This window comes from Nostoc sp. NMS2 (assembly GCF_017115105.1).
In the GTDB taxonomy this organism is placed as follows: Bacteria; Cyanobacteriota; Cyanobacteriia; order Cyanobacteriales; family Nostocaceae; genus Nostoc.
Window position 1 is genome coordinate 122,884 of the sequence record NZ_JABXKH010000167.1, and the last position, 26,618, is coordinate 149,501.

Genomic DNA, 26,618 nt, shown 5'->3' on the forward strand with positions numbered 1-26,618 from the left:
TACAATCTAAAATCCAAAATGGTATGACTTATGAATGCATTTAGAGTAGGGGTTGCTGGCCCGGTGGGTTCGGGGAAGACGGCTTTGGTGGATGCTTTGTGCAAGGGATTGCGTGAGCAGTATCAGATTGCGGTGGTGACGAATGATATTTATACTCAGGAGGATGCTCAGTTTTTAGTGCGTTCTCAGGCGTTGGCTAGCGATCGCATTTTGGGTGTAGAAACTGGTGGTTGTCCTCATACTGCCATCCGCGAAGATGCTTCGATGAATTTGGCGGCAATTGAACAGTTAGAGGAACGTTTTATCGATTTAGATTTGGTGTTTTTGGAAAGTGGTGGCGATAACTTAGCTGCTACCTTTAGTCCTGAATTAGTAGATTTAACAATTTACGTCATTGATGTTGCAGCAGGCGATAAAATTCCCCGCAAAGGCGGCCCAGGCATTACTAAGTCTGATTTGTTGGTGATTAACAAAACTGATTTAGCACCTTATGTTGGTGCAGATTTAAGTGTGATGGAACGAGATGCTAAAAAAATGCGCGGTGATAAACCTTTTATTTTTACTAATTTAAAAACTCAGTCTGGGCTTGCAGATGTAATTAACTTTGTTTGTATAAATATTTGTTGAAAAAGAATTCAGAATCAAGACAACTAAATCTGCATATCACTCTTCTGTCACTTTCCGAAGTGAGCAAGTAGTAACTAAGTGAAATTATCCAGAAGCATAACAAGGTTTAAATTGATTCATTTCTTTCGGTACGTCCATATTCTTTAATACGACCCACGTATTTCTGTACACCTTTACGTTTAATTTATTGCCCTTGTATTGTGGCAGAAGTATAAGCAATTGATATCAATAAAATTATAGATATTAACCGTTCACCCGATACTTTAGACGTAAACAAAAATATATTTTCTGCTCACAGAGCCAGTTTGCTAGCTTGACTGAACAAAATTCTCGGTCTCCTAATACACAAACATGATTGCAATGCTGTATATCGCAATCCTAAATAAGATTACCGTAGCAGAAGAAGTACTTGATATCAATCAAAAACTCTGAAAAGGAGCTACAGGTAATTGAACACTCACGGTAGTACCGCTTAAGAGGTCAGAACAGATTGACAGTTCCCCATTATGAGCATTGACAATGCGTTTGGTAATAGCAAGTCCTAGCCCAGTGCCAGAAGGTTTTGTGGAGAAGAATGGCTGAGAAAGCTTGCTTATAAATTCTGATGGAATTGGTTCGCCGCCATTGTGGACATTAATACAGACTTTATTTATATGGCAACAATCTACTTTCCACTTAATAATATCTCCTGGTGTAACTGCCTCACAAGCATTACGAATAATATTAATAAATACTTGTTTAAGTTTGTCCTTATCTCCCAAAATTTTTACTGTAGGCAATACTGGAACAAATTCAATTCGTCGTTTCAGAGCTTCTGGCATTTCATGAATGTATACCAGCAACTCATGAATTAGTTCATTCACATCTAATTCACAAAGCTGCAATACTTGGGGCTTGGCGTAGAGCAAAATTTCACTTAGCAGACGCTCTAAACGACTAGCTTCGCTCAATGCCAATGCTAATCGCTCTTGAGCAGATTCAGTTAAAATGGTTTTTCGGAAATACTTTAATCCCATAATCATTGTTGTCAAGGGATTACGAATTTCATGCACAATCATGGCAGCAAATTCGCCAATAGCCGCTAATCGTTCCTGTTCTAAAAGCTTGGCTTGGGTTGCTTGTAATTCTGCGGTACGTTTTTTTATCTCAGCTTCCAAAATCTGATTAAATTTGCACTGTTGTTGATAAAGATGATAGTTATCAATTGCTGTTGCTGCTCGTTCAGCAAACAATTCCACAATTTGGATATCTTCTTTTGTAAAATCACGTGGTTGGTGATTAAAAGAACAGATAGTACCAATCACCTTATTTTCAGCAGTCCGCAATGGTATTCCTAAATATGCACAATAACCTTCTGGAGCCTGTCCATACTCTGGGTGTTTTTGAGCATCTTGCACGGCTAATGAATGACCCGTTTGGATAACAGTACCAGTTAGTAAACCATGTAGTGAATAAACATGTTCGCCCTCGCCCATTTCGAGACTACTGGCTAGAACAGTTTCAAATCCCTCTTGGCAAAAGGTAACAACTGTCCAATCAACTCCAATAAGTTCGCTGACTCCACAGGCAATATTGTGCAAATAGCTACCCAGTTCGCCAGTTCGATAGTTTAAAGAAGACAAACGGATTATGATTTGTCGTTCACGCTGCCAAGTTTGGTTGTGCAACAATATTTCGTCATCACTAGTTTTGCTCATGGATACTTATTGCATGGGTTATAAAAGTAATTTCAAAAATTGACTAGATAGTTATTTTGACTAAGCTGTACTATTTTGAGAGAAAGATTCTACTAGAGACATTATGCTATTTACGTGCAACAAACTGATTATTTTTTAGTTGAATCAATGTAAATTTATACAACAATTATATATTGAAAAATAAGTGGTGTCATCGTGACTAAAGTCAAACAATCTCAGAGTATTATGTAGTGTAATCTATCGGAGATATCGCTTGGCTTCAGTCTGTTGCATTTACGATGATATGGTTCGGTTTATTTATATAGTAATCCGCTTTGATTATTGAACTGACTTGTGTAGAGTGGGAGTAGGGAATAGGGACTTGTACTGAGCGACTTGTGCCGAGCGAAGTCGAGGTAAGCCGAAGTAGTGGGAAGTAGAGAATAAGCCTTTTCGGTTGGTACTTAAATTGTTCAAAAATCAAATAGGAGTCCTATATCTAAGAGGATGTTTGAAAAGTTGTTGCTGATGTATCAAAAAGTTTAGATCCTCCTAAATCCTCCTTAAAAAGGAGGACTTTGAGAAGGCTATTCACCCCTTTTTAAGGCTAGGGGGGATCTTGGTACAACCATAGACTTTTCAAACAACCTCTAAGTACTTATAGACTGGAAATTTAGAGGCATTTTAGCTTCTACTTGCAGAAATGTCTTACCAAAGATACTTGTATTTAATATTATTTAAGGTGAGAGATTTTATTTAATCACGATCGCAGTTAAGATTTTAGAAATCTTAATACCATTCTCAGCACACTAGAGGATTCATAATCGATAATCCAAATATTGATCCCAAGGAAAAGTGTTGACTTATGTGTATAGAATTTGGGCGGGAAATCTGCGGCAATCTTGATACGGCAGAGTCACGGGAATGGTTAGTTACTAACGGTATTGGTGGTTACGCTTCTGGAACTGTGGCTGGTTTATTGACGCGCCGCTATCACGGACTACTGGTAGCAGCATTGAAACCACCTTTAGCTCGTACCTTACTGCTGGCAAAACTAGATGAAACTGTCCTGTATGACAATCGCTCTTATTCTCTAGACACCAATCGTTGGGTAGATGGGACTGTCAGCCCTCACGGTTATCAAAATATTGAACGTTTTTCTCTGGAAGGGACAATTCCCTTATGGCGTTTTGCTATTGCCGATGCCTTGTTAGAAAAACGGGTGTGGATGCAACAAGGTGTTAACACAACTTATGTCCAATATACTCTGCGTCGTGCCACACAACCTCTGAAGTTGATGCTCAAAGCAATGGTCAACTACCGCGATTATCACAGCGACACCCAAAGCAATGGCTGGCAGATGTCTATTCAGGAAGTCGAACAGGGGATTTGTGTAACTGCTTATTCAGGTGCTGTACCAGTGTATCTACTGAGCGATAGCGGTAGTGCATCTGTTGCTCACGATTGGTATTATGGGTTTGACTTAGCTGTTGAACGCTATCGGGGATTGAGAGATAGAGAAGACCATCTCCACGCTGCGACTTTTGAAGTTACACTGAATCCTGGGGAAGCGATGGTATTTGTAGCCAGCACAGAAAAGCCAGCAAATCTCAATGCCGAAGCTGCACTTAAGTTACGTCGCGCTCAAGAGCAGAAGCTAACAGGATTTTGGAATAGTAACCGACCCCTCAATACTAAGGAATCACCTATCTGGATTAAGCAACTAATATTAGCTGCTGACCAGCTTATTGTTGACCGTCCAGTGCCAGAAGACCCCAACGGCAAAACCATCATTGCTGGTTATCACTGGTTTAGCGACTGGGGACGCGACACCATGATTAGTCTACCTGGTTTGACAATTTCCACTGGTCGCCCAGAGGTAGCACGCTCAATTCTTCGCACTTTTGCCAGATACGTAGACCAAGGAATGTTGCCAAATCGCTTTCCTGATGCGGGCGATCAACCAGAATATAATACTGTCGATGCTACTCTCTGGTATTTTGAAGCAGTCCGCGCCTACTACAGCGCTACGGATGATGATAATTTGCTGGCTGAACTCTTTCCAGTCCTTGCAGACATCATCAATTGGCACTGTCGCGGTACACGCTACAACATCCATCTCGATCCGGCCGATGGCTTACTTTTTGCAGGCGTTGCAGGTGTACAACTGACTTGGATGGATGCCAAAGTTGACGATTGGGTAGTTACGCCCCGAATTGGCAAACCGATTGAAGTTAATGCCCTCTGGTATAATGCTTTACGGACAATGGCAAAGTTTGCCCGTCATCTTGGTAAACCACACCAAGAATATGAGGCAATGGCAGACCGGGCTAAGTATAGATTTTCTCGCTTCTGGAATGACGAGACAGGTTATTGCTATGACGTTCTAGACAGTCCTGATGGTGATGATCCGGCATTGCGACCTAACCAAATATTTGCTGTTTCGCTACCAGAAAGCCCGCTAACACCTGCCCAGCAAAGGAGTGTGGTAGAAGCTTGCGGGCGGATGCTGCTGACATCTCATGGGTTGCGATCGCTTGCCCCAAACCATCCTCAATACCAGGGTAAATACGGTGGCAATCAGTATCAACGCGATGGAGCTTATCACCAAGGGACAGTTTGGGGTTGGTTGTTGGGGCCATTCGTTTTGGCACACTTGCGCGTCTATAAAAACCCTGAGCAGGCTCGTCAATTTTTAGAACCAATGGCTAATCATCTCACAGCACACGGTCTTGGCAGTCTCAGCGAAATTTTTGATGGTGATGCCCCGATGACTCCACGGGGATGTATTGCCCAAGCGTGGACAGTGGCAGAGGTTTTACGTGCTTGGTTTGCAACAGAGAGTTGATGCGGGGAATAACTATCGACTGCTTACCTATCACCCCACCCAAAGTTGAGCAAAACGTTCAGCCGTCCATCCTACAATATCTGATACCTGCCCATCACCAATTTCTACGATCCGCTTAGTACCGTCTCTACGCTCTATTACATCCACAGAAAAGAATTGGCTTCCAATCCGCTTTGCACACTCTTCAACAATCTCTGGAACTTCTTCATCTGGTAAAGCAGCAAAAGCTTTACCAGATATAACAAAGTAACGCTTCTCGGTTTCGGGCACAAAATCTTCAATCCGCCGCACACAAATACCTCCCTCAATATTGCCCCGAAACTTCTGCATTTCAGACACCACTGTTCCTATTTCCGAGGGTTTATTAATTATGGAACCAACTGAGGTTTTGAGAGATTTAACGTAATCTTTGATAAAAAATCCGTTCCAAGCAAGTATGTTCAACTCATTCTCTAAATTATCATCAACAGAATAGAATTTAGTCTCTGGAGTTAAATCGGCAATCAGAGGATACCAGTTAGGGAGATAGTGTGTGGCTAAATACTCAGCTTTAGAAGTCAAGAGACTTGCCCCTGTGCTGCCCACGACCCCAACTAATAACTCATAATCAGAGGGTGAGATTATCCAACCGCGATAGACCACTTTTGAATCTGGATAGGGGACTGGAATAATCTTTGATGAACCAGATGCCAGCAACTCTAAAGAAACAACAGAAGTTGCAAATCCTGCATCTTGCATACAAGCAACTTGTTCCAGATATGCTGCATCCGCTTTCTTGGGATTAAAGTAGTCACTAGGAAAAAGAAATCTCACAATACTTCAACTGATGTAAAGCTAACTAATGTAAAGCTAACTTGTTATTAAGGGAAAAATCGGGAGCATCCCGTTTTGGCAGATCGCCCTCAGACTAGAAGTCTGGGGCTATACAAACTAAACCCGCCTGCGCGGGTTTCAGAGAGTCCGCGTAGGCGGACTTCGTTTGTGTAGCCGCGATTTCCAATCGCCCAGTGTTTCTTCCAAAAGTGGATGCTCCCGAAAAATCTCTGTAGATCCACTGATATCAAAAGTTTTTTCCTACTATGTCTATTAAACAGCAAGAGCTACTTTCAGCCATTGTATTTTAAAAAAAGAATACAAAGAAAAACATACAAAAGTAGAAAATTTTAAGGTAATTCTCATCTGAAATTAATTTAATTACTAGGAAAATAATTTAATCTATTATTAGAGAAGGATTTGCAGAGTTGAGAGAGCGATCAAATAAAAATCTTTCGCAATCTTTCTGGAACGGCTGCACTTTTAACTGTAGCAACACAGGTAAGTTAAAATCAGCTATAAATCAAAATTTAGCGGTTAATAGTAACTTTACATTTAGCATTCTGATTTTATTGATATAGGCTTATTTAACACCTAAAACGTAACCAGAAAAGTGAAGCAAATCAGAAAAAATTGGATAAACATAGACCCATTTTCCTTACAGTTGCGCCTCACAATTGGTATTGCTGCATTCTCCGGTTTTATATTAGGTAGCCTTGCTACATGGACTAGTTGGAAAATGCAGCAAATCTTAGTTGATAGTCATAAGTATAATATAGAACAAATTGCCAAGCGTTTACCGCAAGATGTGCAAATTTATAGTGAAATGATGCAACCTGAAACTGGGTTGCAAAAGGCTATTAATAACTTGGCAAATACCAACATTTTATTATGGTTAAAAAGTTCTGATAATAAAATTATAGTAAAATCTGCCACTTTAAATTTATTATCTGCTCCTACGGTAGCTGAGTTAATGTCCCTGACTAATATGCCGATTAAAGCACAAGTTTATAAAATAAACCAAAGCTATTTTGTTTTATGTGGTAGTTCTGTGCAAGTTCAAGGTAAGTTACTTGGTGAGTTATTTGTAGTCAAGGATATTACCCGCGAACAAAAAATATTTCTGGGAATGGTGCGGAGTTTAGCCATTATTAGTATTTTGGCAATTATTATTTTAACTGCTGCGATCGCATTTTATATCAAGCGTTCTCTACAACCTCTACGCCAGCTAAATCAAATGGCTTCTGTAATTTCGGCTGAAGATTTAGGACAACCGCAGCTATCTGTTGATAATGCACCCAGCGAAGTTAAAGAATTAGCTCAAACCCTAACTATGCTGTTATCGCGCCTCTCTCAATCTTGGGAGCAAGAACGAGAATTTGTGAGTAATGTTTCTCACGAATTACGTACACCTTTAACTATTGTACATGGTTATTTGCAAAGCGTCTTGCGAAGGCAAAATAATTTAACACAAACCCAACAAGAAGCTTTAGAAACTGCTGCATCGGAAGCTGAACGCACTATCCGTCTGCTACAAGATTTACTTGATTTAGCACGAGCCGATAATGGTTACTTATATTTTCAAATGAAATCCTATGTGCTGAATGACTTGGTTGAAGAAGTGGTGATGATGGCAAAAAAATATAGCGATCGCATAATTAAAATCGAGTCAAAACTTGATCGAATTGATGTGAAAGCAGACTACATTCGCCTCAAACAAGTATTATTGAATTTGATTGATAATGCCATTAAGTATTCTGAAGCTGATACACCCATAGTTTTGAAATTAAATCAACTTGAAGATCGGGCAATTATTCAAGTTTGTGACAAAGGTTATGGCATTCCTTTGCAACAGCAAGCACGGATATTTGAAAGATTTTACCGTGTAGATGAATCCCGCTCTCATACTACTGGGGGTTGTGGTTTGGGTTTATCTATTGTCAAGACACTTGTTGAGGGGATGGGGGGTAGTGTCAGTGTGCAATCAAAGTTAGGGGAAGGGAGTACATTTACAATTAGTTTACCGACATATAGCAGTGCTATTTGAATTTTTAAAATATATATCCTCTCAAGAATCAGGACTTTTATAAAGAAGGAACCACCACAACTCTAGTCCAATAAAGGCTAAACCACCGATCGCAACACCTATTTTCAACCCCAAAGGTTGCTCTATGTGGTTAAATTGGGTAGTTTGCTCTGACGAGTGGGCTGGCATTTCTGCTAATGTTACACTTGGTGTTCTGGTGAGAAGCACTAAAGCTGCAAGGCTTCCCCAAAGGATTTTTTTGCTGAACATTTCCTAAATTACCCTACAGTTATGAGATAGCCTTTGGTTGAAAGTTACGCAATCTGAGGGCGTTGCTAACAACAGAAAGCGAAGAAAGAGCCATCGCAGCCCCGGCGATAATTGGATTGAGTAACCAACCAAAGATAGGGAAGAGAATTCCAGCCGCAATGGGAATACCAATGACGTTGTAAATAAAGGCAAAAAAGAGATTTTGCCTGATATTATTGATAGTGGCACGGCTGAGTTGAATTGCTGTGACAATTCCTTGCAAATCTCCAGAAATTAGAGTGATATCGCTAGCTGCGATCGCAACATCTGTTCCTGTACCAATAGCAATTCCTACATCAGCCTGTGCTAGGGCTGGTGCATCATTTATGCCATCGCCAACCATTGCGATAATTTTAGATTTTGGATTTTGGACTTCGGCTACGCTCAGTCGAACGATTTTGGATTTTGAATTGGGAAATCTCTCTATTTCACCTTGCAAAGATTGGATAATCGCTGCCTTTTGATCTGGACGCACTTCGGCAAAGATGCGCTGGATGCCAACTTGTAGCGCGATCGCATCAGCAGTTTTACGATTGTCTCCAGTCAGCATTACTACTTCTAAACCTAACTTCTGTAATGCTTTCACTACTGCTGTTGATGAAGGTTTCAGGGCATCGGCAATACCCATTATTCCTTGTAGTTCGCCATCTACAGCAATCAAAATGACTGTTTTACCAGCAGTTTCCCAGGCATCTTTATACTGCTGAAGAGTCATGGTGTTAATTCCAAGTTCTGTTAACCAGCGTTGTGTACCAATTTGCACAAGCTGATTTGAAACAACTGCTTGGACACCACTACCTGCATTAGCCTGAAAATTCTTTACCTCTGTTAAACTCACCTCTTGAGACTGGGCATATTTCACCACCGCTTCCGCCAAAGGATGCTCAGAATTCCGTTCTACCGTTGCTGCTAACTGTAAAAGCTTGATTTCATTCCCATTAGCTGTACCGTTGACAGTCACAAAGTCTGTAACTGTTGGTTTCCCCTGAGTCAAAGTACCGGTTTTATCTAAAACGATGGTTTGAATTTTGTGTGCTAGTTCTAAGCTGTCTGCACCCTTAATCAAGATGCCATTTTCTGCACCTTTGCCTGTACCTACCATAACAGATGTGGGGGTAGCTAAACCCAAAGCACAAGGACAAGCGATAATTAGTACACCCACCGTTGTCATTGTTGCTAGGGTGAGGTTGCCAGTGAAGTTAAACCAAATGACGAAAGTGGCGATCGCGATCGCAATCACAGCTGGTACAAACCATCCTGTAACCCGATCTGCCAAGCGCTGAATTGGTGCTTTAGAACCTTGGGCTTGTTGCACTAATTTAACGATTTGAGCTAAAAACGTATCATTTCCGACTCGTGTCACCCGAAACTGAAATGCACCCGCACCGTTAATCGTCGCCCCAATCACTTCATCTCCTGGCTGCTTTTTGACTGGCAAACTTTCACCAGTCATCATCGCTTCATCTACTGTCGAAGCGCCTGTAATCACTTCGCCATCTACCGGAATCTTCTCACCAGGACGCACTAAAATCACATCGTTGATTCTGACTTCGGCGATGGGAAGATCAATTTCCGCACCATCACGGATAACTCTGGCATCTCTGGCTTGCAATCCAATCAGTTTGCGGATGGCTTCAGAAGTTTGTCCCCTAGCGCGATTTTCCAATAACCGCCCCAACAAAATTAAGGTAATGACAATGGCGGCAACTTCATAATAAATATGAGGTATTAAGCCCTGAGCAATAAAAAATTTCGGGAAAACAGTCACAAACAAAGAATATAGATACGCTGCACTTGTACCCAAAGCAATCAGCGTGTCCATCGTCGCCGTATGGCGCTTGAGAGTTTTCCAGCCATTGCGGTAAAAAGATCCACCACACCAGAATACGACGGGTGTTGTCAGCACTAACTGTACCCAAGGATTTTGCAAGAAACTGGGAATTAAGGGGAAGTTTAGCCCAGTCATCATGGGCAACGACCCCAAAAAGAGGAAAATGCTGATTACACCTCCCACAATTACCTTGAGGAAAAGTTCGCGTTGTAATGCTTGCCTACTCGCAATCTCAGCATCATCTTCTTCAGAAAGCAATTCTTCCTGGAGTGAGTAAGAAGAGTATCCCGCATCTGCGATCGCAGTTTGGATTTTCTCTAAACTTGCTAGAGAGCGATCGTACCTGATAGCGGCTTGTTCTGCTCCAAAGTTAACGTTGCAGTCAATCACCCCAGAAACAGAGCGAATCGCCTTTTCGATGTTGTTAGCGCAACCAGCGCAACTCATGCCTCGAAGTTTGAGTGTGAGAGTATCCATAACTAGATGAACCCCTGAGATTGGTGTGGCAGGGTCTTGAAGTAATTCGTAATTAAATTATTTGGGGATTTAGACCCCAACTAATTCAAGATCGCCAACAAAAACAATTACCCACGAGCGCTTCGCCAATAATTACGAATTACGAATTACGAATTACGAATTAATTAGCAACTGGATAGCCAGCAGCAGCCAACGCTTCCTTAATTGCTGTTTCTGATGCTTGAGTTTCTACACTGACAAGCTTGGTTGTTGGATCAGCCTGAACGCTTGCATTAGCATCGACTGCCTGAAGTGCTTTGGTGATGGTGCTTACACAAACAGAACAAGACATGTTAGGAACTGTGAGTTGGAGAGTCATAGATTTACGGGATAAAATAAACAACCTAGCCAAACCAAGTTGGATGACTGAGGGATAACCGTCAACAGTCAGAAATAACTGGAAAGAGAGTCCCCTTGAATTCATACTAGACTCTCTAGCCGGCTGGAGAGTCTAGAGAATTTTAAAAGTTTTTAGGTAAGGGTAAGTATATCGGGGGAATGTGGCGAGTTGAATGAGGCAGGAGGCTGAAGGAGTAAATCAGTAGGGGATTGACCCCGGATAATTTAGAGACCCATTTTCACCTGGAATTAGTCGCCAGTTACCTGCAAGCTGAGGCAACTGCCGCTAACTATGCTTTTATCAATCGCCTGCTGTTAGCAGAACTGCTACGTGTGCGTTTGCGACAAGTATATAAAGATGTGGAAGCACCTCTAGTTTAGGGACTTCCAAATAAAAAACATCCCAAATTTTCTTGTGGGGCGGACAAGATGTCCATCCCACCAGATTGGATAATTTATTTCTTGGAAGTCCCTTACGACTTACCGCACAACATCACCTTGCCACAAATTGAAGATGTAAAGACATCTCTACAATCCAAAATCCAAAATCGTTCGACTGAGCGGCTTGCCTTGAGCGAAGTCGAAAGGAGCCGAAGTCCAAAATCCAAAATTGATCGATTCAGTCTGTAATTGATGTGCAGGTTGAGGCAGAAATGGTGGACGTTGTGGCGCGATTGAGTCCGGTATTGACGTTTAAAGCCTAGCCCCTAAATAAAAAGCCCCTGGTCAACACCAGGGGTATCCATCTTTATTCCCTGATATTAGAATCGCACCTGTGAAGCTATGATAAATCCGTATCAATGCAATTAACGCATAGATATGATGACTATCTTGCAATCAGTTAGATGGAATTTACCCAGCGTCATTAATGAGAGCGATGTCTACGACGGACTATGACGCTCGTTCGCTCTTAGCATCTCTCCTTCTCCCAAAGGGCTACGGTCTACACACATCTTTGTATAAAACCAAAATCGTTGAAGATCCCCCTAAATCCACGCCACTTGCTTCTGAAAATTTCTTTCCCTATTCCCTATTCCCCAGTCAATTTAGTCTCCTAAATAAATACCCATACCACGAGCGGTTTTAACTAAAGTACCATTGGGATCGACGGCGCTATATTGAGCGATCGCATCTGTAATTGGTACACTTAATACTTGGCGATTTTGCCATGTCACCATGCGATCGTATTTCCCTTCTGCAATGAGATTAACCGCCGCTACACCAAAGGCTGTTGCAACTAATCTATCTAGTGGTGAAGCAGTTCCACCGCGTTGAATGTGTCCTAAAACTGTAACTCGCGTTTCTACACCGATGTGTTCAATAATTTTATCTGCCAAATATTCACCGATTCCACCGTATCGAGATTGACCTAAGCGATTTGTAATCGTCACATTTTCCCCATCGTGGGTACGAACTGCTTCGGAAACAATAATCAAACAATAGTTTTTGCCTTTATCTTGGCGTTCTTTGATTTTGTGGCAAATGTGTTCAACGGTATAAGGAATTTCGGGAATTAAAATTACATTGGCTCCCCCTGCAATTCCCGCAGCTATTGCGATGTGTCCGGCATCACGCCCCATTACTTCTAAAATCATAACTCGGCTATGACTTGCAGCAGTAAAATGTAACCGATCTAATGCTTCCGTGGCAATATTGACTGCTGTATCAAAACCGATGGCGTGTTCGGTAACACCAATATCGTTATCAATGGTTTTAGGAATACCTACTAGATTAATGCCACCCTGTTGGGCGAGGCGACGCAAAATTGCCAAGCTACCATCACCGCCAATACCAATCAAAGCGTCTAAATCTAGCTGATGATAACCTGCAATGATTTCTTCGGAGCGATCGCATAAACTTCCATCCGCCATTGGAAAAGCAAAAGGATCTCCTTTATTGGTTGTCCCTAACATTGTGCCACCCGCAGTTAATAGCGAGTCAACTTGATCGATTTCCAGCTTTGTAAATTGTGGGGGACGCGCCATTAATCCTAGAGTCGCTTGACGAATTCCCAAAACCTCCCAGCCGTAAGTATCCACAGCACAATTCACTACAGCCCTAATCACAGCATTTAAGCCAGAACAATCACCTCCACTGGTAAGAATTCCAATCCGTTTGGGTTCTTCCATATTTTTTATTGACATTTTGATCCAAATATATTGAGTAGTCGATGAAACTTAAGCCAAAGTTAGCAACAGATTAAACCTAAGCTAATGCGCTTCTTGTAAATGTCAAAGTAATTTTATGTTTGTTTTGGATCTAAAAACAAAACAAAGTTATCTCAGCTGTAAAATATAAGTGTAGAGCCAGTAGTAGATTAAACCTCGGCAAAAGCAATCCCTAAAAATGCCAGGGTAATTTTATGTTTGTTTTGTGTCTAAGAAAAAACCAAGTTATCCCAGCTGTAAAATATGAGGGTGGAGCCAAAGGTGACTAGTATTGATAATTACAACTTCTCTTTTTCAGGAGAAGTAACAATCCCACAGGCTCCTCCTGATTTTAAATCAGGTTTTATCGGCATTGTTGGTCGTCCAAATGTCGGTAAATCTACTTTAATGAATCAATTAGTAGGACAAAAAATTGCCATTACCTCGCCAGTAGCCCAAACTACACGTAACCGTTTGCGCGGTATATTAACTACACCAGAGGCGCAATTAATATTTGTAGATACGCCAGGAATTCATAAGCCTCATCATCAATTGGGCGAAGTATTGGTGCAAAATGCCAAAATTGCCATTGAATCGGTAGATGTAGTGCTATTTGTGGTAGATGGAGCAGTAGCTTGTGGAGCAGGCGATCGCTATATTGCCGAATTGCTCAGTCGCAGCAAAACCCCGGTGATTCTGGGCGTGAACAAAACAGACCAACAACCGTCTGATTCTCAGTTTCTAGATGATAGTTATGCCCAGATGGCCCAGTCCCATGAATGGGAAATCGTGAAATTTTCTGCTAAGACAAGTGCAGGATTACCGCAACTGCAAGAGTTATTAATTGAACATTTAGAAATTGGGCCGTTATATTACCCGCCAGATTTGGTAACTGACCAGCCAGAACGCTTTATTATGGGTGAATTAATCCGAGAACAGATTTTATTATTGACTCGTGAAGAAGTACCCCATTCAGTTGCGATCGCTATCGACCTAGTAGAAGAAACTCCTAGCATTACCCGTGTACTTGCTACCATCAACGTTGAGCGTGATTCCCAAAAAGGCATACTCATTGGCAAAGGCGGAGCAATGCTCAAAGCAATTGGCAGTGAAGCCCGCGAACAGATCCAAAAGTTAATCGCTGGTAAAGTTTACCTCGAATTGTTTGTCAAAGTCCAACCAAAATGGCGACAGTCGCGGATTAGTTTAGCAGAGTTAGGCTATCGCGTCGAAGAATAAATTAGTCATTGGTCATTTGTCATTGGTTAAAAAGGCAAATGACAAATGACAAATGACAAATGACAAATAATAAATAAAAATGTCTTTAGATATTCGCTATCCCTTAAATTTACCTGTCAATGCTCCGCCATTGCGGGTGTTAATTGTCGAAGACGATCCGATGATGCAATTGGGATTAGAGCAATCATTAATGGCTCATCCTCAGTTAGAGATAGTTGGACAAGCTGAAGATGGTTATTTGGGAGTTCAAGCCGCACTGCAACTAAAACCCGATTTGGTGGTTATGGATATTGGATTGCCGCGATTGGATGGCATTGCAGCGACACAGCAAATTAAAGCGGCGTTGCCGGCAACTCATGTAGTAATGCTGACATCTCATCAAACGGAGACAGAAATTATTGCCGCACTATCTAGCGGTGCAGATGCGTATTGCATCAAAGGTGCAAGTGTGGAACGATTGTTAAGTGCGATCGCAGCCGCAGTTGATGGTGCAGCCTATCTCGATCCTCAAATTGCGCGGCGAGTAATTGACAATCTCAAACCGCCTACACCCACCAGTAACAACGCCAACTTATCTGGGCGTGAATTAGAAGTGTTGAAACTTATGGTAGACGGATTGAGCAACCCAGAAATTGCCGAAAAACTCTACCTCAGTCCTAACACGATCAAAACTCACGTCCGGGGAATTATGAATAAATTAGCAGTGGACGACCGCGTGCAAGCAGCAGTCGTTGCATTGCGTTCGGGGTTAGTTTGATATCAGAATACATTCAAATCTTTACTACTAAATATCTGAAAAAGTGTGCGTAGCGCTCCCTACTGTGTCTGAAACTTTCAAAATACTAAATACCAACCTTAAGGTAGTATTTCTAACTATCAAAATAGTTGTAAAAACTTTAAAGTTAGCTAATTTTTTTCCATGCGCTCATTAATATTTCAAAATTTGAAGCTTACTATTCCTACAGCTTTAGTATTTACGGTTCTTGGCTATATTCTAAGTCTACCTCTGAGTTTTCTCGCCAATTCAGAAGCAGCAAGATGGCAATTCCATCTACAACCTAGAGTAGGTATTGAAAACCGAAAGCTTGATGAGCTTGGAAGTTTTCAAGCTAGGGTAGCACTTGGAGGTACAGCGCTCGGAATCCTAGTAGCTCAAACAACTTTTGTTGTGTATATACTTGGACTTAGCAATTGTAGCAATAAGCAGTAACCGACCAATGCAGCAAAATACAGAAATAAACCTTAGCGAAGGTAATAATACTGGTGTATCCAAACTGAAGAATGAATTTCCCTCTTTCTACGCCAATAGTCGCGAAGAATGGCGGAGATGGTTAGATAAAAACCATCGCATCTCTTTTGGTGTATGGCTTATCTACTACAAAGTAAAAAGTGGTAAACCAAGTGTTAGATATAGCGAAGCAGTAAAAGAAGCCTTATGCTTTGGTTGGATTGATAGTAAAGTCAAATCCATAGATGAAGAACGTTATATGCAAATATTTACACCTCGTAAACCGAAAAGCGTGTGGTCAAAATTAAATAAACAATATATTCAAGAACTTATAGAACAAGGTTTAATGACTACAGTTGGTCTGGAAACAATTGAAGCTGCAAAACAAAATGGTTCATGGAATAGCTTGGATGCGATCGAAGCATTAATTATTCCCTCAGATTTAAAGCAGGCATTAGAAGCAAACACAACTGCTAAAGACTATTTTGAAGCATTTAATAATTCATCCAAAAAGAATATCCTTTTTTGGATTGACAGTGCAAAACGTCCAGAAACAAGGTTGAAGAGAATTGAACAAACCATCAACTCAGCAGCAGCGAACAAAAATCCATTAGTACGATAACAAAGCTGACGTTATTGTTTGACAACTTGTATTTTGACATAAATAAATATTACCTGAATAAATATTTAAATCCCAATTAAAAGTAGAGGCATACATATATTGATATGTATGCCTATAGAGCCGATTCATTTTTTGAAAAATGGTCTACCTCAATAGATTTTAATTAAAAGAGTTTGAGAATTGATTAGGGTCTAAATTAGCAGGAAATAATAAAATTTCCTTGCCTTCTAAGTTTGCCTTGTGGTGAAGCAAAATTGCCTTTTCCAAATAACAATATTTAATTGGAACCCATCTGTCGCTATAAAAGTAGACAGTTACTCGGCTCATTGCATACTCTTTCAACGGCAGTGGAAGAGACCAGGACGAGTCCACAGTTTGAACCTTACCTGTTGAGTCCATGCTTTGAACCTCAGTTATTAAGTATATTTACTTTCACTTATCAAGATGATTTAAAGTAACTATCATAAGTAATAAGAATTCGCCTTTAAATTGCATCTTTAGGTAAAAATTAGAATAATTAGAAGTGACCTGATGACCGCAGAGAAACAAATGTTTAGCGAAGTTAGCGCTAAATGCGTTCGTCGAAGACGTTGGCGCAGCCATCGCTACTTCTTGTTTGTCAGCACTTTGGATTATACCCGCGCAAACCCTTTACCATAGTCTATTACTAAGTACAGATGTGCGTAAAATCGTAGCGTTTTTAAACGCAAAGGTACGCAGAGTCTTGCCAAATAAATTCGCTACAAATTAATGAAATGCTGTACTCAGATAGGCTTTCTTCCCTTATTTCTCCTGCCTTCTTGCATTAGTGTTTATGTACTCGCTCCAGCAACCATAACGAAGCGACAGTCCCTACATAGTGAGCAGCAATTCCAGTGATGTCTGCTACAGCTACAAAAACATCCATTGCTCGAATAATATTATAGGGATTGGTGATTGCCACACCTGGAGGTTGTGATATAGATTTTGCCACTAGCACTAACACGGTTGATCCAGCACCTAAGAGAGTTAATAAAATTCCTACCAAATTCACAATTATTCCCAATCGGAGGATTTTAGTTGTATCTGGCTTACTGGGATGCAAAGCCGGATTGGAATTTTCTAGAGCTTTTCCTATGCGGGTGTAACGAAAATCCCAATAGAGACTAAATAACAACATTACAATTCCGCATACAGCCCAAAATATGCCAATCCCAAGACCAGTATTCTGTTGTTGAACAAAGCTACGACCAGTCAAGGCAAACAACAAAGCTAAAACAGAAACTACTCCAATTGCCAATTGCAGCCAGAAAGCAATCCAACCTGTAAGGCGAATAGTATTACCAATTCCTCTAGTTTCTGGTGGTAGCGATCGCACTTCTGATTCTGTTTGCATATAAATTACCTTAATCCCCCTACTGCCAAGAATATTTCCCCGGTTTGCCCAATACCCCCATCTTTAGACATAAAAATATTGGGGAGTGGGGGATGAGGGAGATGGGGGAGAGGGGGACAAGGAAGACAAGGGGGAATTATTGAACAAGTAAGTCTCTCCCTTGTCTCCCCCCTCTTCCTTGTCTCCCCCCTCTTCCTTGTCTCCCTTATCTCTTCTTCATGCCCCATGCCCATAAATTAAAATCCTGCCAAATGATGTAAAGGTTTCAAACTCAGGGATGATGAGTAAATAGCAATTAAATTGACAAAATCACACTATAAAGAGTGATATTAAGCGATAGATAGCGCTTGTAAAGGACTAACGGGCATGATTAAATCTTGGATGGTGATTGGGGGTGTGGCTTTCTTGGTTGCTTTAGCCGCTAACGTGATTACGCCTAGCGATCGCCAATGGTTCAAGCGCTTACAACGACCAAGATGGCTAACTTTTGAGGGCGCGATTCCAATTATCTGGACTGTAATATTTATTTGCGGTGCTTGGTCGGCTTATATTATCTGGGAAAAAGATCCAGGAAGCACCTCAACCTGGTTAATGATGGGTTTATACTTGCTTTTAGAAATTGTGACTATTGCCTATACACCTGTAATGTTCAGGCTTCGCAGTCTGAAAGTGGGTACAATTCTTGGAGGTACAGGTTTTATCATTAATGTTTTATTGATACTTGCAGTCTTAAGTATTTCTGGTTGGGCAGCATTGCTACTAGTTCCTTATTTGCTCTGGAGTCCCATTGGTACTTATACCACTTGGCAGATGATCGGTCTCAATCCTCAAGATGCCTAAAATTCGCACCAACGAATGATTCAAGCTATGCTTTAAATTGTCAAACTTGCAGTGTATGACTTGACAATATACACAAAGCTTGAGTTCATTATGATTCCATCTTGGATAATAATTGGGGCTGTAACTTTCTTTATCGCCCTTGGTAGTTTCTTGATTACGCCACGTGATATTAAATGGTTTGCACATTTAAGTCGCCCTCGCTGGCTAGTTTTTGAGCCACTGATTCCCGTCATCTGGACTGTGATTTTTATTTGCGGTGCAGCTTCAGCTTATATTGTCTGGGAAAAAAATCCTGGAAGCCTAATTACTTGGTTAATAATGGCTTTGTACCTCTTGGTGGAAATTATCACCGTTGCCTACATACCTATAATGCTGAGGTTTCGCAGTCTCAAAGCTGGGGAAATACTTGGGCTAGTTGGTTTGATTTCAGGCGTTGTCCTGGCAATCTGCGTTTTGCCGATTTCTCTAATGGCGGCGCTGTTACTCCTTCCCTATCTAATTTGGACTCCCATTGGTACTTACACCACCGACGAGTTAAAAGAGTTAAATCCTCAAGATGCATAACGCATCTATGCAATACGCCCATAACGTGCTGTGACTGGATTGGCTGGATTAGATTGATTATTCAGCCAAGCCCACATTTGATCGCCAACAGAAAAATGCCACCACTCTCTAGGATTGCGTTGAAACCCTGCTTTTAACATTACATCTCGCAATAGCTGGCGGTGAGCATGATAATGTTGTGATTCTGAGTCGTCATTATTGGCATAATAATCAGGATGCGATCGCTCTGACATTTCATCAATGGGCGAACCCATATTTACTATTTGCCCAGTATCATCTACTAGCGTCACATCCACCGCCGCACCCGTACTGTGAGGAGGCGGAGTTTTTTCATCTAAACTTGGTACAGCCCAAATTTCATAAACCGCTTCCCAAACTTCTTGACGTTGGTTTGGAGATAACTCCACGTCAGTTAATCCCCTATCCTGCACTGCTTGAGTGAAGCTGTAATCTACCATAAACTGCTGAACTGCGATCGGGCGATAAGCATCAAAAATTTGGATATGCCAGTTAGGATGCAGCAATTCAAGATAATTTTGCGCTTGGCTCAAATTTTCAATAACGCTTTGACGGAGATAATAAGGAGAGTGTTCGCCATAGGTAGCACCTAACTTTTCATAAGGATGGGGAGATTCCACCGCAAACAATTCTAAAGGAATCGCCGTTAGCGGTTCGCCACACTCGAAAATTGGGATTTGATGATAAGGTCTCATGTGAATAATTCGTAATTCGTAATTCGTAATTCGTAATTCGTAATTATTATCCCGTGCTGTACATTAGGCAACTGCCAAATCGTAATGTAAAACTAAGATTTCATCTGCTCTTAAAGTCGCTATTGCATATTCACAACCTTAGGTATCAGCAAACTCGACTAAATAATGATATTCTTATTGCTCATACACTTCTACAATTGTTCCAACTTGCCCACTGGGTAAGCTTTCGATAGAAGTATAATTTTCTTCCACTAGTTGTAATCTCTCAATAGGAATAGGCTTGAGTGTAGCAATAGTATCCAAAAGTTTAACTTTTTTCATTTAACTTCAGAAATACAGTAATCAAACGTGGATAAAGATTATTAGCGGTAGTTTCCTAGATTGTCCGCAGCCTGATTCCATCTGTATCAGGTACTATCCAATCTACCTTAAACTGTTGACCAAATTTACGGTTTGTTTTTTTAATTACGAATTACGAACTTGTACTGAGCGTAGCCGAAGTATTACGAATTACGAATTATTTTAATGCTCAATCAAAACCAAACACCTCTATTAGATGCCTTAAAAGCTAATGCAGCAAGACCCCATGCGCCTTTTTACACTCCAGGACATAAACAAGGTAAAGGGATTTCTCAACCCTTAGCTGATTTACTTGGTAAAGCCGTCTTTCGTGCCGATTTAACCGAATTAGCAGATTTAGATAATCTCTTTGCACCCCAAGGCGTTATTCAAAAAGCACAACAACTAGCGGCTGAAGCTTTTGGCGCTTCGCAAACATGGTTTCTTGTCAACGGTTCTACTTGTGGGATTGAAGCGGCAATTCTCGCTACCTGTGGCATGGGTGATAAAATCATTCTGCCTCGTAATGTGCATTCTTCTGCGATCGCTGGTTTAATTCTCTCTGGTGCAATACCAATTTTTCTCAATCCTGAATACGATTCAGTTTTAGATATTGCCCACAGTATCACGCCCAATTCTGTAGAATCTGCACTCAAACAACATCCCGACGCGAAAGCAGTGTTGACAGTTTACCCAACATATTACGGGGTTTGCGGAGATTTGAATGCGATCGCCAACATCACCCATCAATACAATATCCCTTTACTCGTAGATGAGGCACACGGGGCACACTTTGCCTTTCACCCCGAATTACCCACTCCAGCCTTAGCCGCAGGTGCGGATTTAACTGTACAATCCATTCACAAAGTACTCGGTGCAATGACACAAGCATCGATGCTGCATATCCAAGGTAATAGAATAGATGGCGATCGCATCAGTAAGGCTTTGCAACTCTTACAATCTACCAGTCCTAGTTATTTACTTTTAGCTTCTTTAGATGCAGCGCGTCAGCAAATAGCACTCCACGGAAAAATGCTGATGTCTCGCACATTGCAACTTGCCAATGAAGCTAGAACAAAAATCAGTCAAATTCCTGGATTATCTGTCTTACAGATTCTTAACCCCCTTTATCAAGAGGGGTTGGGGGGATCTCCCGGCTTTGTGTCTTTAGATGAAACACGCCTAACTGTAACTGTTTCTGGTTTAGGTTTAACCGGATTTGAAGCAGATGAAATTCTGGATGAAAAATTTGCTGTCACTGCTGAATTCGCTTCACTGCAACACCTCACCTTTATCATCAGTTTGGGCAACACCCCAGCCGATATTGAGCAATTAGTGCAAGGTTTCACCACTCTTGCTCAAGAATATCGCCGAACCAACTTGAATGTTACAAGTTTTAATTCGCAGAATCTTTTAAATACACAGAGTCATGTTTTACATTGTTCTCCCCGTGAAGCCTTTTTTGCTGTCAGTGAAACATTGCCTTTAGCACAAACAAGCGATACTCGTTCCGAGTCGCTGCACGAACGCATTTGCGCTGAAATCGTCTGTCCCTATCCCCCAGGAATTCCTGTGTTAATGCCGGGAGAAATCATTACTAAACCCGTCCTTGATTACCTACAACAAATCCAAGCAATGGGTGGATTTATTAGTGGTTGCAATGACACTAGCTTCAAAACCTTGAAAGTGTTGAAATAACTTTAGAGGGAATGGGGAATGGGGAACTCTTAACTGGGTTGAAACTCTCTTGATATATGGCTTTGTGCTTAAAATTTGTACCTCACCTACCTGTAATCTGCTGTAACTGGGAACTCTTAACAGTGTATCCTACGGCAAAAGAGGTGGGATTGAAACAAGAATGCCATATTGCCATATAAATATGCGCTTGCGGTCTCGAAAAAAATCTTTTTATCAAAAAAAATGGGTTTAAAACCCCGCCGTTGTAGGGCGGCTTTATTCTTACAGAATATCTGATATAATGTAAGGATGACACAACGCAGTTTTAAGTACCGATTCTATCCAACTTCTGAGCAAGAAATATTGCTTAGAAGAACGATGGGTTGCGCTCGATTAGTTTACAACCGCGCTCTTGCTGCAAGGACAGAAGCATGGTACGAACGAAGCGAACGAGTCGGATACTCTGAAACTTCAACAATGCTGACTAATTGGAAAAGGCAAGAAGACTTGCAATTTCTGAATGAAGTTAGCAGTGTGCCATTACAGCAAGGATTGAGACATTTACAAACAGCATTCAGTAATTTTTTCGCGGGACGGGCAAAATACCCAAATTTTAAGAAAAAGCATAACGGCGGCAATGCAGAATTTACCAAGGCAGCTTTTAAGTTTAGAGATGGGCAAATATTTCTTGCTAAAAGTCCTACACCATTGGCTATTCGTTGGAGTAGACAACTACCCCAAGGTGCGGAACCATCCACGATTACAGTAAAACTTTCACCCTCTGGGCGCTGGACTGTTTCAATATTAGTAGATGTAGCAATCTGCATATTACCTGAATCTACTAGCTCTATTGGCATTGATTTAGGGATCACCACTTTAGTTGCCTTAAGTACAGGTGAGAAGATTGCTAATCCAAAGGGATTTAAGACAAAAAAAGCTAAATTGCGTAAAGCACAAAAAGCGTTAAGTCGTAAGCATAAAGGTTCTAATAATCGCCATAATGCTCGGCTTAAAGTAGCTAAGATCCATGCCGAAATAAGTGATGCACGAAATGATTTTCTTCACAAGTTGACAACTCGATTGGTACGTGAAAACCAAACGATTGCTGTTGAGAACTTGGCTGTGAAGAATATGGTGAAAAATAAAAAACTCGCTCTCTCTATTAGTGATACTAGCTGGGGTGAATTAGTCAGACAACTTGAATATAAGTGCGATTGGTATGGTCGTAATTTTGTCAAGATTGACCGATGGTTTCCTAGTTCTAAGCGTTGTGGGCACTGTGGTTACATCGTTGAGAAGTTGCCTTTAAATGTCAGAGAGTGGGATTGCCCAAAATGCAGTACACATCACGATAGAGATATCAATGCTGCTAAGAACATTTTGGCTGCGGGACTCGCAGTTTCAGTCTGTGGAGCGAACATAAGACCCGATAGATTTGAGTCTTTTGGGCAGTTGCGAAAAACCAGCAATGGTAAGAAACAGAAACCTAAGTCGTGAGTCTTAGGAATCCCCGACCGTTCACGGCGGGGTGGATGTCAATTGGTTTATTTCGCTACAAACGCAATCAATCAATTTGCCTAAAATAACTAGAAATTTTTGGCAGCATGGCGCATGACGCGAACTTGTTTAGATATTTTCGCTCATGCGCTATTTCCTTGCTCCCTACCTTCTACAATAAAGATAGACTTTATTGAGATTTGTATAGTTGGGGAAAAGCTGTCATGGCTCCCGCCGTTTTAATTCAGAATCTGCAAAAACGTTACGGCACAGTGGTTGCCGTTCAGGATGTTTCCTTTCAGGTAGAGCCAGGGGAAATATTTGGTTTACTTGGCCCCAACGGTGCTGGGAAAACTACTACCTTGCGTGCCTTGTGTACGCTGACCACACCGGATGCTGGCAAAATTGAAGTATCTGGCATCTCTGTGTTAGATAATCCCAGAGTGGCAAGGCAACGACTAGGCTATGTTGCTCAGGAAGTAGCTATAGATAAGGTGCTGACTGGAAAAGAATTGCTGCAATTGCAAGCAGCACTTTATCACCTCCCACGCGCAGTAGCTAAACAGCGCATTGAGACAGTATTAGATTTACTCGGTTTGCAAGAATACGCCAATAAAAAGACAGGAACCTATTCTGGTGGTTTACGCAAGCGCCTAGACTTGGCTGCTGGGTTGCTCCATGCACCAGATGTTCTGGTATTGGATGAGCCAACTGTGGGACTTGACATAGAAACTCGTTTTGTGGTATGGGATTTCCTACGAAAATTACGCGCCTCTGGGACAACGGTAGTAATTACCAGCCATTACCTAGAAGAAATTGACGCTTTAGCCGATCGCGTGGCAATTATAGATCGGGGCGTGGTAATTGCTTCTGGGACACCTTCACAATTAAAAGATCAAGTAGGGGGCGATCGCATCACCTTGCGAATCCGCGAGTTTTCCCCCATTGAGGAAGCAGAAATTGCTAAAAACCTCTTGCAAACTTTGCCCTTTGTCCAAGAAGTGATCATCAATAGCGCTCAAGGTAATTCCCTCAACTTAGTGGTGACACCTCAAAACGATGTTCTCATTAACATACAACAAGCGCTGAATACTGCTGGCTTGCCCATATTTGGCATTGCCCAATCTCGCCCCAGCCTCGATGACGTTTACCTCGCTGCTACAGGACGCACCCTCATGGATGCAGAACTGGCAGCCGTTGCCACTCGCGATCCCAAAGCTGAGAAGAAGCAGCTTATGAGATAGGGAATGGGGAGATGGGGGAGATGGGGGAGATGAGGGAGATGAGGGAGATGAGGGGGAATTATTAAAATTAAGTCTCTTCCTTGTCTCCCCCCTCTACCTTGTCTCTTCTCCATGCCCCATGCCCAATCTAAAATCCAAAATCCAAAATCCAAAATTGCTATGAGTGTTACTCCTAAATCTGATATCAATTGGCAGCCGCTAGCATCACCACAAGCAGATGTTAATGCTGCACCTAACTTTTTCGGTGAATTGGTACAAGAGACGTTGGCTTTAACTCGTCGCTTGTTTATTCAATTACAACGCCGTCCATCCTCTTTGGTTGCCGGAATTATTCAGCCAGTCATGTGGTTGATACTGTTTGGTGCTTTGTTCCAAAATGCCCCCAAGGGTATATTTGGCAATACAACAACAAATTACGGACAATTTTTAGCTGCCGGCATAATTGTGTTTACAGCCTTTGCTGGGGCGCTGAATGCTGGTTTACCCGTAATGTTTGACCGCGAGTTCGGCTTTTTGAATCGTTTGCTGGTAGCACCATTAGCATCGCGGTTTTCTATTGTCTTTGCTTCGGCAATCTTTATCATCAGCCAAAGTTTGCTGCAAGCAGCCGTGATTGTAGCGGCGGCGGCGTTTTTGGGCGCTGGACTACCAAATGCAGTGGGTTTAAGTGCGATCGCTCTAATTGTCCTACTATTAGCTTTGGGTGTGACAGCCATCTCCCTCGGTTTAGCTTTCGCCCTACCCGGACACATTGAACTGATTGCAGTGATTTTCGTCACCAACCTACCATTATTGTTCGCTAGTACTGCTTTGGCTCCTCTATCTTTCATGCCTCAGTGGTTACAGGTTATCGCCACCCTGAATCCTCTTAGCTATGCGATCGAACCCATTCGCTATCTGTATCTCCACAGTAGTTGGGGACTAAGTAGTGTAGTTATGCAGGCTCCTTGGGGTGATGTTACCTTTGGGGGAGCGTTGCTGGTATTGTTTGGTTTTGCCCTTGTCGCCTTATTAAGCATTCAACCCCAACTACGGCGGACTCTTGCTTAAAGAGATAAAATAGAGCAATTTTAGGGTCAAAATCCCATGAAAAAACCATTTTTACAAATTCCTAGACTCTTTGTAGCTACCGTAGCAAGCATTAGCTTTGCTTCCTTACTCATGGCTCAACCCAGTTCGGCTCAAGTAAGCAGTCCAGCAGATGCTTTTCCTAGTAATAATACAACAGACCAAAATACCGATCCTTTCTCCCGCACGAACTCAGATAATTTCAATATGTTTGACCTGATTCATCGGGCAAATTTCGGAACTCTCAACTGGGATTCTAACCAACAGAACGAAAAATTAGACTCAGCAGCAGCAGCCTTTAAAGCAAGGCAACAAAAACTAATACGAGGTGAACAACAGCAACCAACCCTCAGTTTGCCATCGTTTACAATACCATCAGCTACGCCGCCATCGGTTACACCACAATCAGGTAACTGAATTCAAATAAAGAACCCCAAGCTCTAAAGGCTTGGGGCTGAGACTCTTTAAAAAATCCTTAGTTCTTAAGTAAAAAACTACAGCCCAAGTGCAGCTAAAATATCGCTAGCATGGGTGGTAGTATTTACAGCAGTGTCAACATGAGTAATTTTGCCCTTGGGGTCAATTACGTAGGTGACGCGCTTGGCATAACCACCGCCATCCACATCGAAAGCTGTGATGAGAGATTTGTCGGAATCAGCCAGTAGGGGAAAATTCAAATTATATTTTTGGGTGAATGCTTGATGAGAGACTTCATCATCAGCACTGACTCCCAACACTACAACATCTTTGCCTTGATATTCAGATTTGGCATCCCGAAAACTACAGGCTTGTTTGGTGCAGCCTGGCGTGTCATCTTTGGGGTAAAAATACAAAACGACGGTCTTACCGGCAAAGTCAGATAACGAGACTGTGTTGCCATTTGTATCTTTGGCGGTAAATGCAGGTGCATCCGTACCAACTGCTAGAGGCATAATTAACCTTTCCTGTTTCAGATTGTTGATGCACTTGAAATTTTACATTAATTTATAATGATTAAATATAAACCTCATCTAAGTTGAGAACCATAGTTTTCGCCCTCACCCTAAATCCCTCTCCCATATCTGGGAGAGGGACTTTGAA

The 26,618-nt window shown here is 41.6% G+C and carries 25 protein-coding genes and 1 pseudogene; 15 read left to right on the top strand and 11 right to left on the bottom strand.

The features are described from left to right. The first annotated feature begins 30 nt into the window (after positions 1-30). Entirely contained in the window at positions 31-627 is a 597-nt protein-coding gene (ureG, locus tag HWQ36_RS31390) for an urease accessory protein UreG (protein ID WP_292710107.1), read from the top strand. A 121-nt stretch (positions 628-748) separates the two neighbouring features. Here ureG and HWQ36_RS31395 read toward each other — a convergent pair. Both HWQ36_RS31395 and HWQ36_RS31400 read right to left on the bottom strand, forming a co-directional pair. Further along, positions 749-895, bottom strand: a pseudogene (locus tag HWQ36_RS31395) (IS4 family transposase); the annotation flags it as partial. A gap of 151 nt (positions 896-1,046) precedes the next feature. Beyond that, positions 1,047-2,324, bottom strand: coding sequence for a GAF domain-containing sensor histidine kinase (locus tag HWQ36_RS31400; RefSeq protein ID WP_292710108.1), 1,278 nt, complete (start codon positions 2,322-2,324; stop codon positions 1,047-1,049). A gap of 844 nt (positions 2,325-3,168) precedes the next feature. On the opposite strand from HWQ36_RS31400, the gene HWQ36_RS31405 reads away from it, so the two are divergent. Continuing rightward, entirely contained in the window at positions 3,169-5,151 is a 1,983-nt protein-coding gene (locus HWQ36_RS31405) for an amylo-alpha-1,6-glucosidase (protein ID WP_292710110.1), read from the top strand. Positions 5,152-5,181: 30 nt separating this feature from the next. Here HWQ36_RS31405 and HWQ36_RS31410 read toward each other — a convergent pair whose 3' ends face one another. After that, positions 5,182-5,964: an ATP-grasp domain-containing protein gene (locus tag HWQ36_RS31410; RefSeq protein WP_292710112.1), complete on the bottom strand. Its 783-nt coding sequence runs from the start codon at positions 5,962-5,964 to the stop codon at positions 5,182-5,184. A gap of 613 nt (positions 5,965-6,577) precedes the next feature. Here HWQ36_RS31410 and HWQ36_RS31415 point away from each other — a divergent pair. Next, on the top strand, positions 6,578-8,011 hold the full coding sequence (locus tag HWQ36_RS31415) for a HAMP domain-containing sensor histidine kinase (protein WP_292710114.1): 1,434 nt from the start codon (positions 6,578-6,580) through the stop codon (positions 8,009-8,011). A 21-nt stretch (positions 8,012-8,032) separates the two neighbouring features. Here HWQ36_RS31415 and HWQ36_RS31420 read toward each other — a convergent pair whose 3' ends face one another. From HWQ36_RS31420 to HWQ36_RS31430, 3 genes are all read right to left on the bottom strand, one after another. Beyond that, positions 8,033-8,260, bottom strand: a complete 228-nt coding sequence (locus HWQ36_RS31420) for a hypothetical protein (protein ID WP_292710116.1) — start codon at positions 8,258-8,260, stop codon at positions 8,033-8,035. 19 nt (positions 8,261-8,279) lie between these two features. Further along, positions 8,280-10,607, bottom strand: a complete 2,328-nt coding sequence (locus tag HWQ36_RS31425; protein ID WP_292710118.1) for a heavy metal translocating P-type ATPase — start codon at positions 10,605-10,607, stop codon at positions 8,280-8,282. Positions 10,608-10,767: 160 nt separating this feature from the next. Next, positions 10,768-10,965 (bottom strand): heavy-metal-associated domain-containing protein, encoded by a 198-nt coding sequence (locus tag HWQ36_RS31430; protein WP_292710170.1) that lies wholly within the window; start codon positions 10,963-10,965, stop codon positions 10,768-10,770. A 230-nt stretch (positions 10,966-11,195) separates the two neighbouring features. Here HWQ36_RS31430 and HWQ36_RS31435 point away from each other — a divergent pair, with 230 nt between their 5' ends. Beyond that, on the top strand, positions 11,196-11,366 hold the full coding sequence (locus tag HWQ36_RS31435; protein WP_292710120.1) for an RtcB family protein: 171 nt from the start codon (positions 11,196-11,198) through the stop codon (positions 11,364-11,366). A 48-nt stretch (positions 11,367-11,414) separates the two neighbouring features. Beyond that, positions 11,415-11,615, top strand: coding sequence for a hypothetical protein (locus tag HWQ36_RS31440; protein WP_292710122.1), 201 nt, complete (start codon positions 11,415-11,417; stop codon positions 11,613-11,615). A gap of 416 nt (positions 11,616-12,031) precedes the next feature. On the opposite strand, the gene HWQ36_RS31445 is transcribed toward HWQ36_RS31440, so the two are convergent. Next, positions 12,032-13,114 carry an ATP-dependent 6-phosphofructokinase gene (locus HWQ36_RS31445; RefSeq protein WP_292710172.1) on the bottom strand — a complete coding sequence of 361 codons (1,083 nt, stop codon included), beginning with the start codon at positions 13,112-13,114 and terminating at the stop codon, positions 12,032-12,034. A 282-nt stretch (positions 13,115-13,396) separates the two neighbouring features. Here HWQ36_RS31445 and era point away from each other — a divergent pair, with 282 nt between their 5' ends. From era to HWQ36_RS31460, 3 genes are all read left to right on the top strand, one after another. Continuing rightward, positions 13,397-14,371 (top strand): GTPase Era, encoded by a 975-nt coding sequence (gene era / locus HWQ36_RS31450; RefSeq protein WP_292710124.1) that lies wholly within the window; start codon positions 13,397-13,399, stop codon positions 14,369-14,371. A 79-nt stretch (positions 14,372-14,450) separates the two neighbouring features. Then, a complete protein-coding gene (locus HWQ36_RS31455) occupies positions 14,451-15,128 on the top strand; it encodes a response regulator transcription factor (RefSeq protein ID WP_292710126.1) in 678 nt (225 codons plus the stop codon). Between the two features lie 460 nt (positions 15,129-15,588). Beyond that, positions 15,589-16,221 carry a YdeI/OmpD-associated family protein gene (locus HWQ36_RS31460; protein WP_292710128.1) on the top strand — a complete coding sequence of 211 codons (633 nt, stop codon included), beginning with the start codon at positions 15,589-15,591 and terminating at the stop codon, positions 16,219-16,221. Between the two features lie 805 nt (positions 16,222-17,026). Here the strand turns inward: HWQ36_RS31460 and HWQ36_RS31465 are convergent. Continuing rightward, positions 17,027-17,596, bottom strand: a complete 570-nt coding sequence (locus HWQ36_RS31465; protein ID WP_292710130.1) for a DUF3611 family protein — start codon at positions 17,594-17,596, stop codon at positions 17,027-17,029. A 366-nt stretch (positions 17,597-17,962) separates the two neighbouring features. Here HWQ36_RS31465 and HWQ36_RS31470 point away from each other — a divergent pair, with 366 nt between their 5' ends. Continuing rightward, entirely contained in the window at positions 17,963-18,436 is a 474-nt protein-coding gene (locus HWQ36_RS31470; protein ID WP_292710132.1) for a TspO/MBR family protein, read from the top strand. 90 nt (positions 18,437-18,526) lie between these two features. Next, complete coding sequence (locus HWQ36_RS31475; RefSeq protein WP_292710134.1) at positions 18,527-19,000, top strand: TspO/MBR family protein; 474 nt, start codon at positions 18,527-18,529, stop codon at positions 18,998-19,000. Between the two features lie 5 nt (positions 19,001-19,005). Here the strand turns inward: HWQ36_RS31475 and HWQ36_RS31480 are convergent, their stop codons facing one another. Both HWQ36_RS31480 and HWQ36_RS31485 read right to left on the bottom strand, forming a co-directional pair. Next, complete coding sequence (locus HWQ36_RS31480; protein ID WP_292710136.1) at positions 19,006-19,713, bottom strand: M15 family metallopeptidase; 708 nt, start codon at positions 19,711-19,713, stop codon at positions 19,006-19,008. Between the two features lie 174 nt (positions 19,714-19,887). After that, positions 19,888-20,034 carry a hypothetical protein gene (locus HWQ36_RS31485; RefSeq protein ID WP_292710138.1) on the bottom strand — a complete coding sequence of 49 codons (147 nt, stop codon included), beginning with the start codon at positions 20,032-20,034 and terminating at the stop codon, positions 19,888-19,890. 204 nt (positions 20,035-20,238) lie between these two features. Between HWQ36_RS31485 and HWQ36_RS31490 the strand changes: the two genes are divergently transcribed. The 5 genes from HWQ36_RS31490 to HWQ36_RS31510 all read left to right on the top strand — a co-directional run bounded on the left by HWQ36_RS31490 (position 20,239) and on the right by HWQ36_RS31510 (position 25,955). After that, positions 20,239-21,750, top strand: coding sequence for an aminotransferase class I/II-fold pyridoxal phosphate-dependent enzyme (locus HWQ36_RS31490; RefSeq protein ID WP_292710140.1), 1,512 nt, complete (start codon positions 20,239-20,241; stop codon positions 21,748-21,750). 288 nt (positions 21,751-22,038) lie between these two features. Further along, on the top strand, positions 22,039-23,226 hold the full coding sequence (locus HWQ36_RS31495) for an RNA-guided endonuclease TnpB family protein (protein ID WP_292710142.1): 1,188 nt from the start codon (positions 22,039-22,041) through the stop codon (positions 23,224-23,226). 224 nt (positions 23,227-23,450) lie between these two features. After that, positions 23,451-24,470: an ABC transporter ATP-binding protein gene (locus HWQ36_RS31500; protein ID WP_292710144.1), complete on the top strand. Its 1,020-nt coding sequence runs from the start codon at positions 23,451-23,453 to the stop codon at positions 24,468-24,470. A 159-nt stretch (positions 24,471-24,629) separates the two neighbouring features. Then, positions 24,630-25,520, top strand: a complete 891-nt coding sequence (locus HWQ36_RS31505) for an ABC transporter permease (protein WP_292710146.1) — start codon at positions 24,630-24,632, stop codon at positions 25,518-25,520. 36 nt (positions 25,521-25,556) lie between these two features. Then, positions 25,557-25,955 carry a hypothetical protein gene (locus tag HWQ36_RS31510; RefSeq protein WP_292710148.1) on the top strand — a complete coding sequence of 133 codons (399 nt, stop codon included), beginning with the start codon at positions 25,557-25,559 and terminating at the stop codon, positions 25,953-25,955. A gap of 77 nt (positions 25,956-26,032) precedes the next feature. Here HWQ36_RS31510 and HWQ36_RS31515 read toward each other — a convergent pair whose 3' ends face one another. Further along, positions 26,033-26,470 carry a peroxiredoxin gene (locus HWQ36_RS31515; protein ID WP_292710150.1) on the bottom strand — a complete coding sequence of 146 codons (438 nt, stop codon included), beginning with the start codon at positions 26,468-26,470 and terminating at the stop codon, positions 26,033-26,035. Positions 26,471-26,618: the final 148 nt, after the last annotated feature.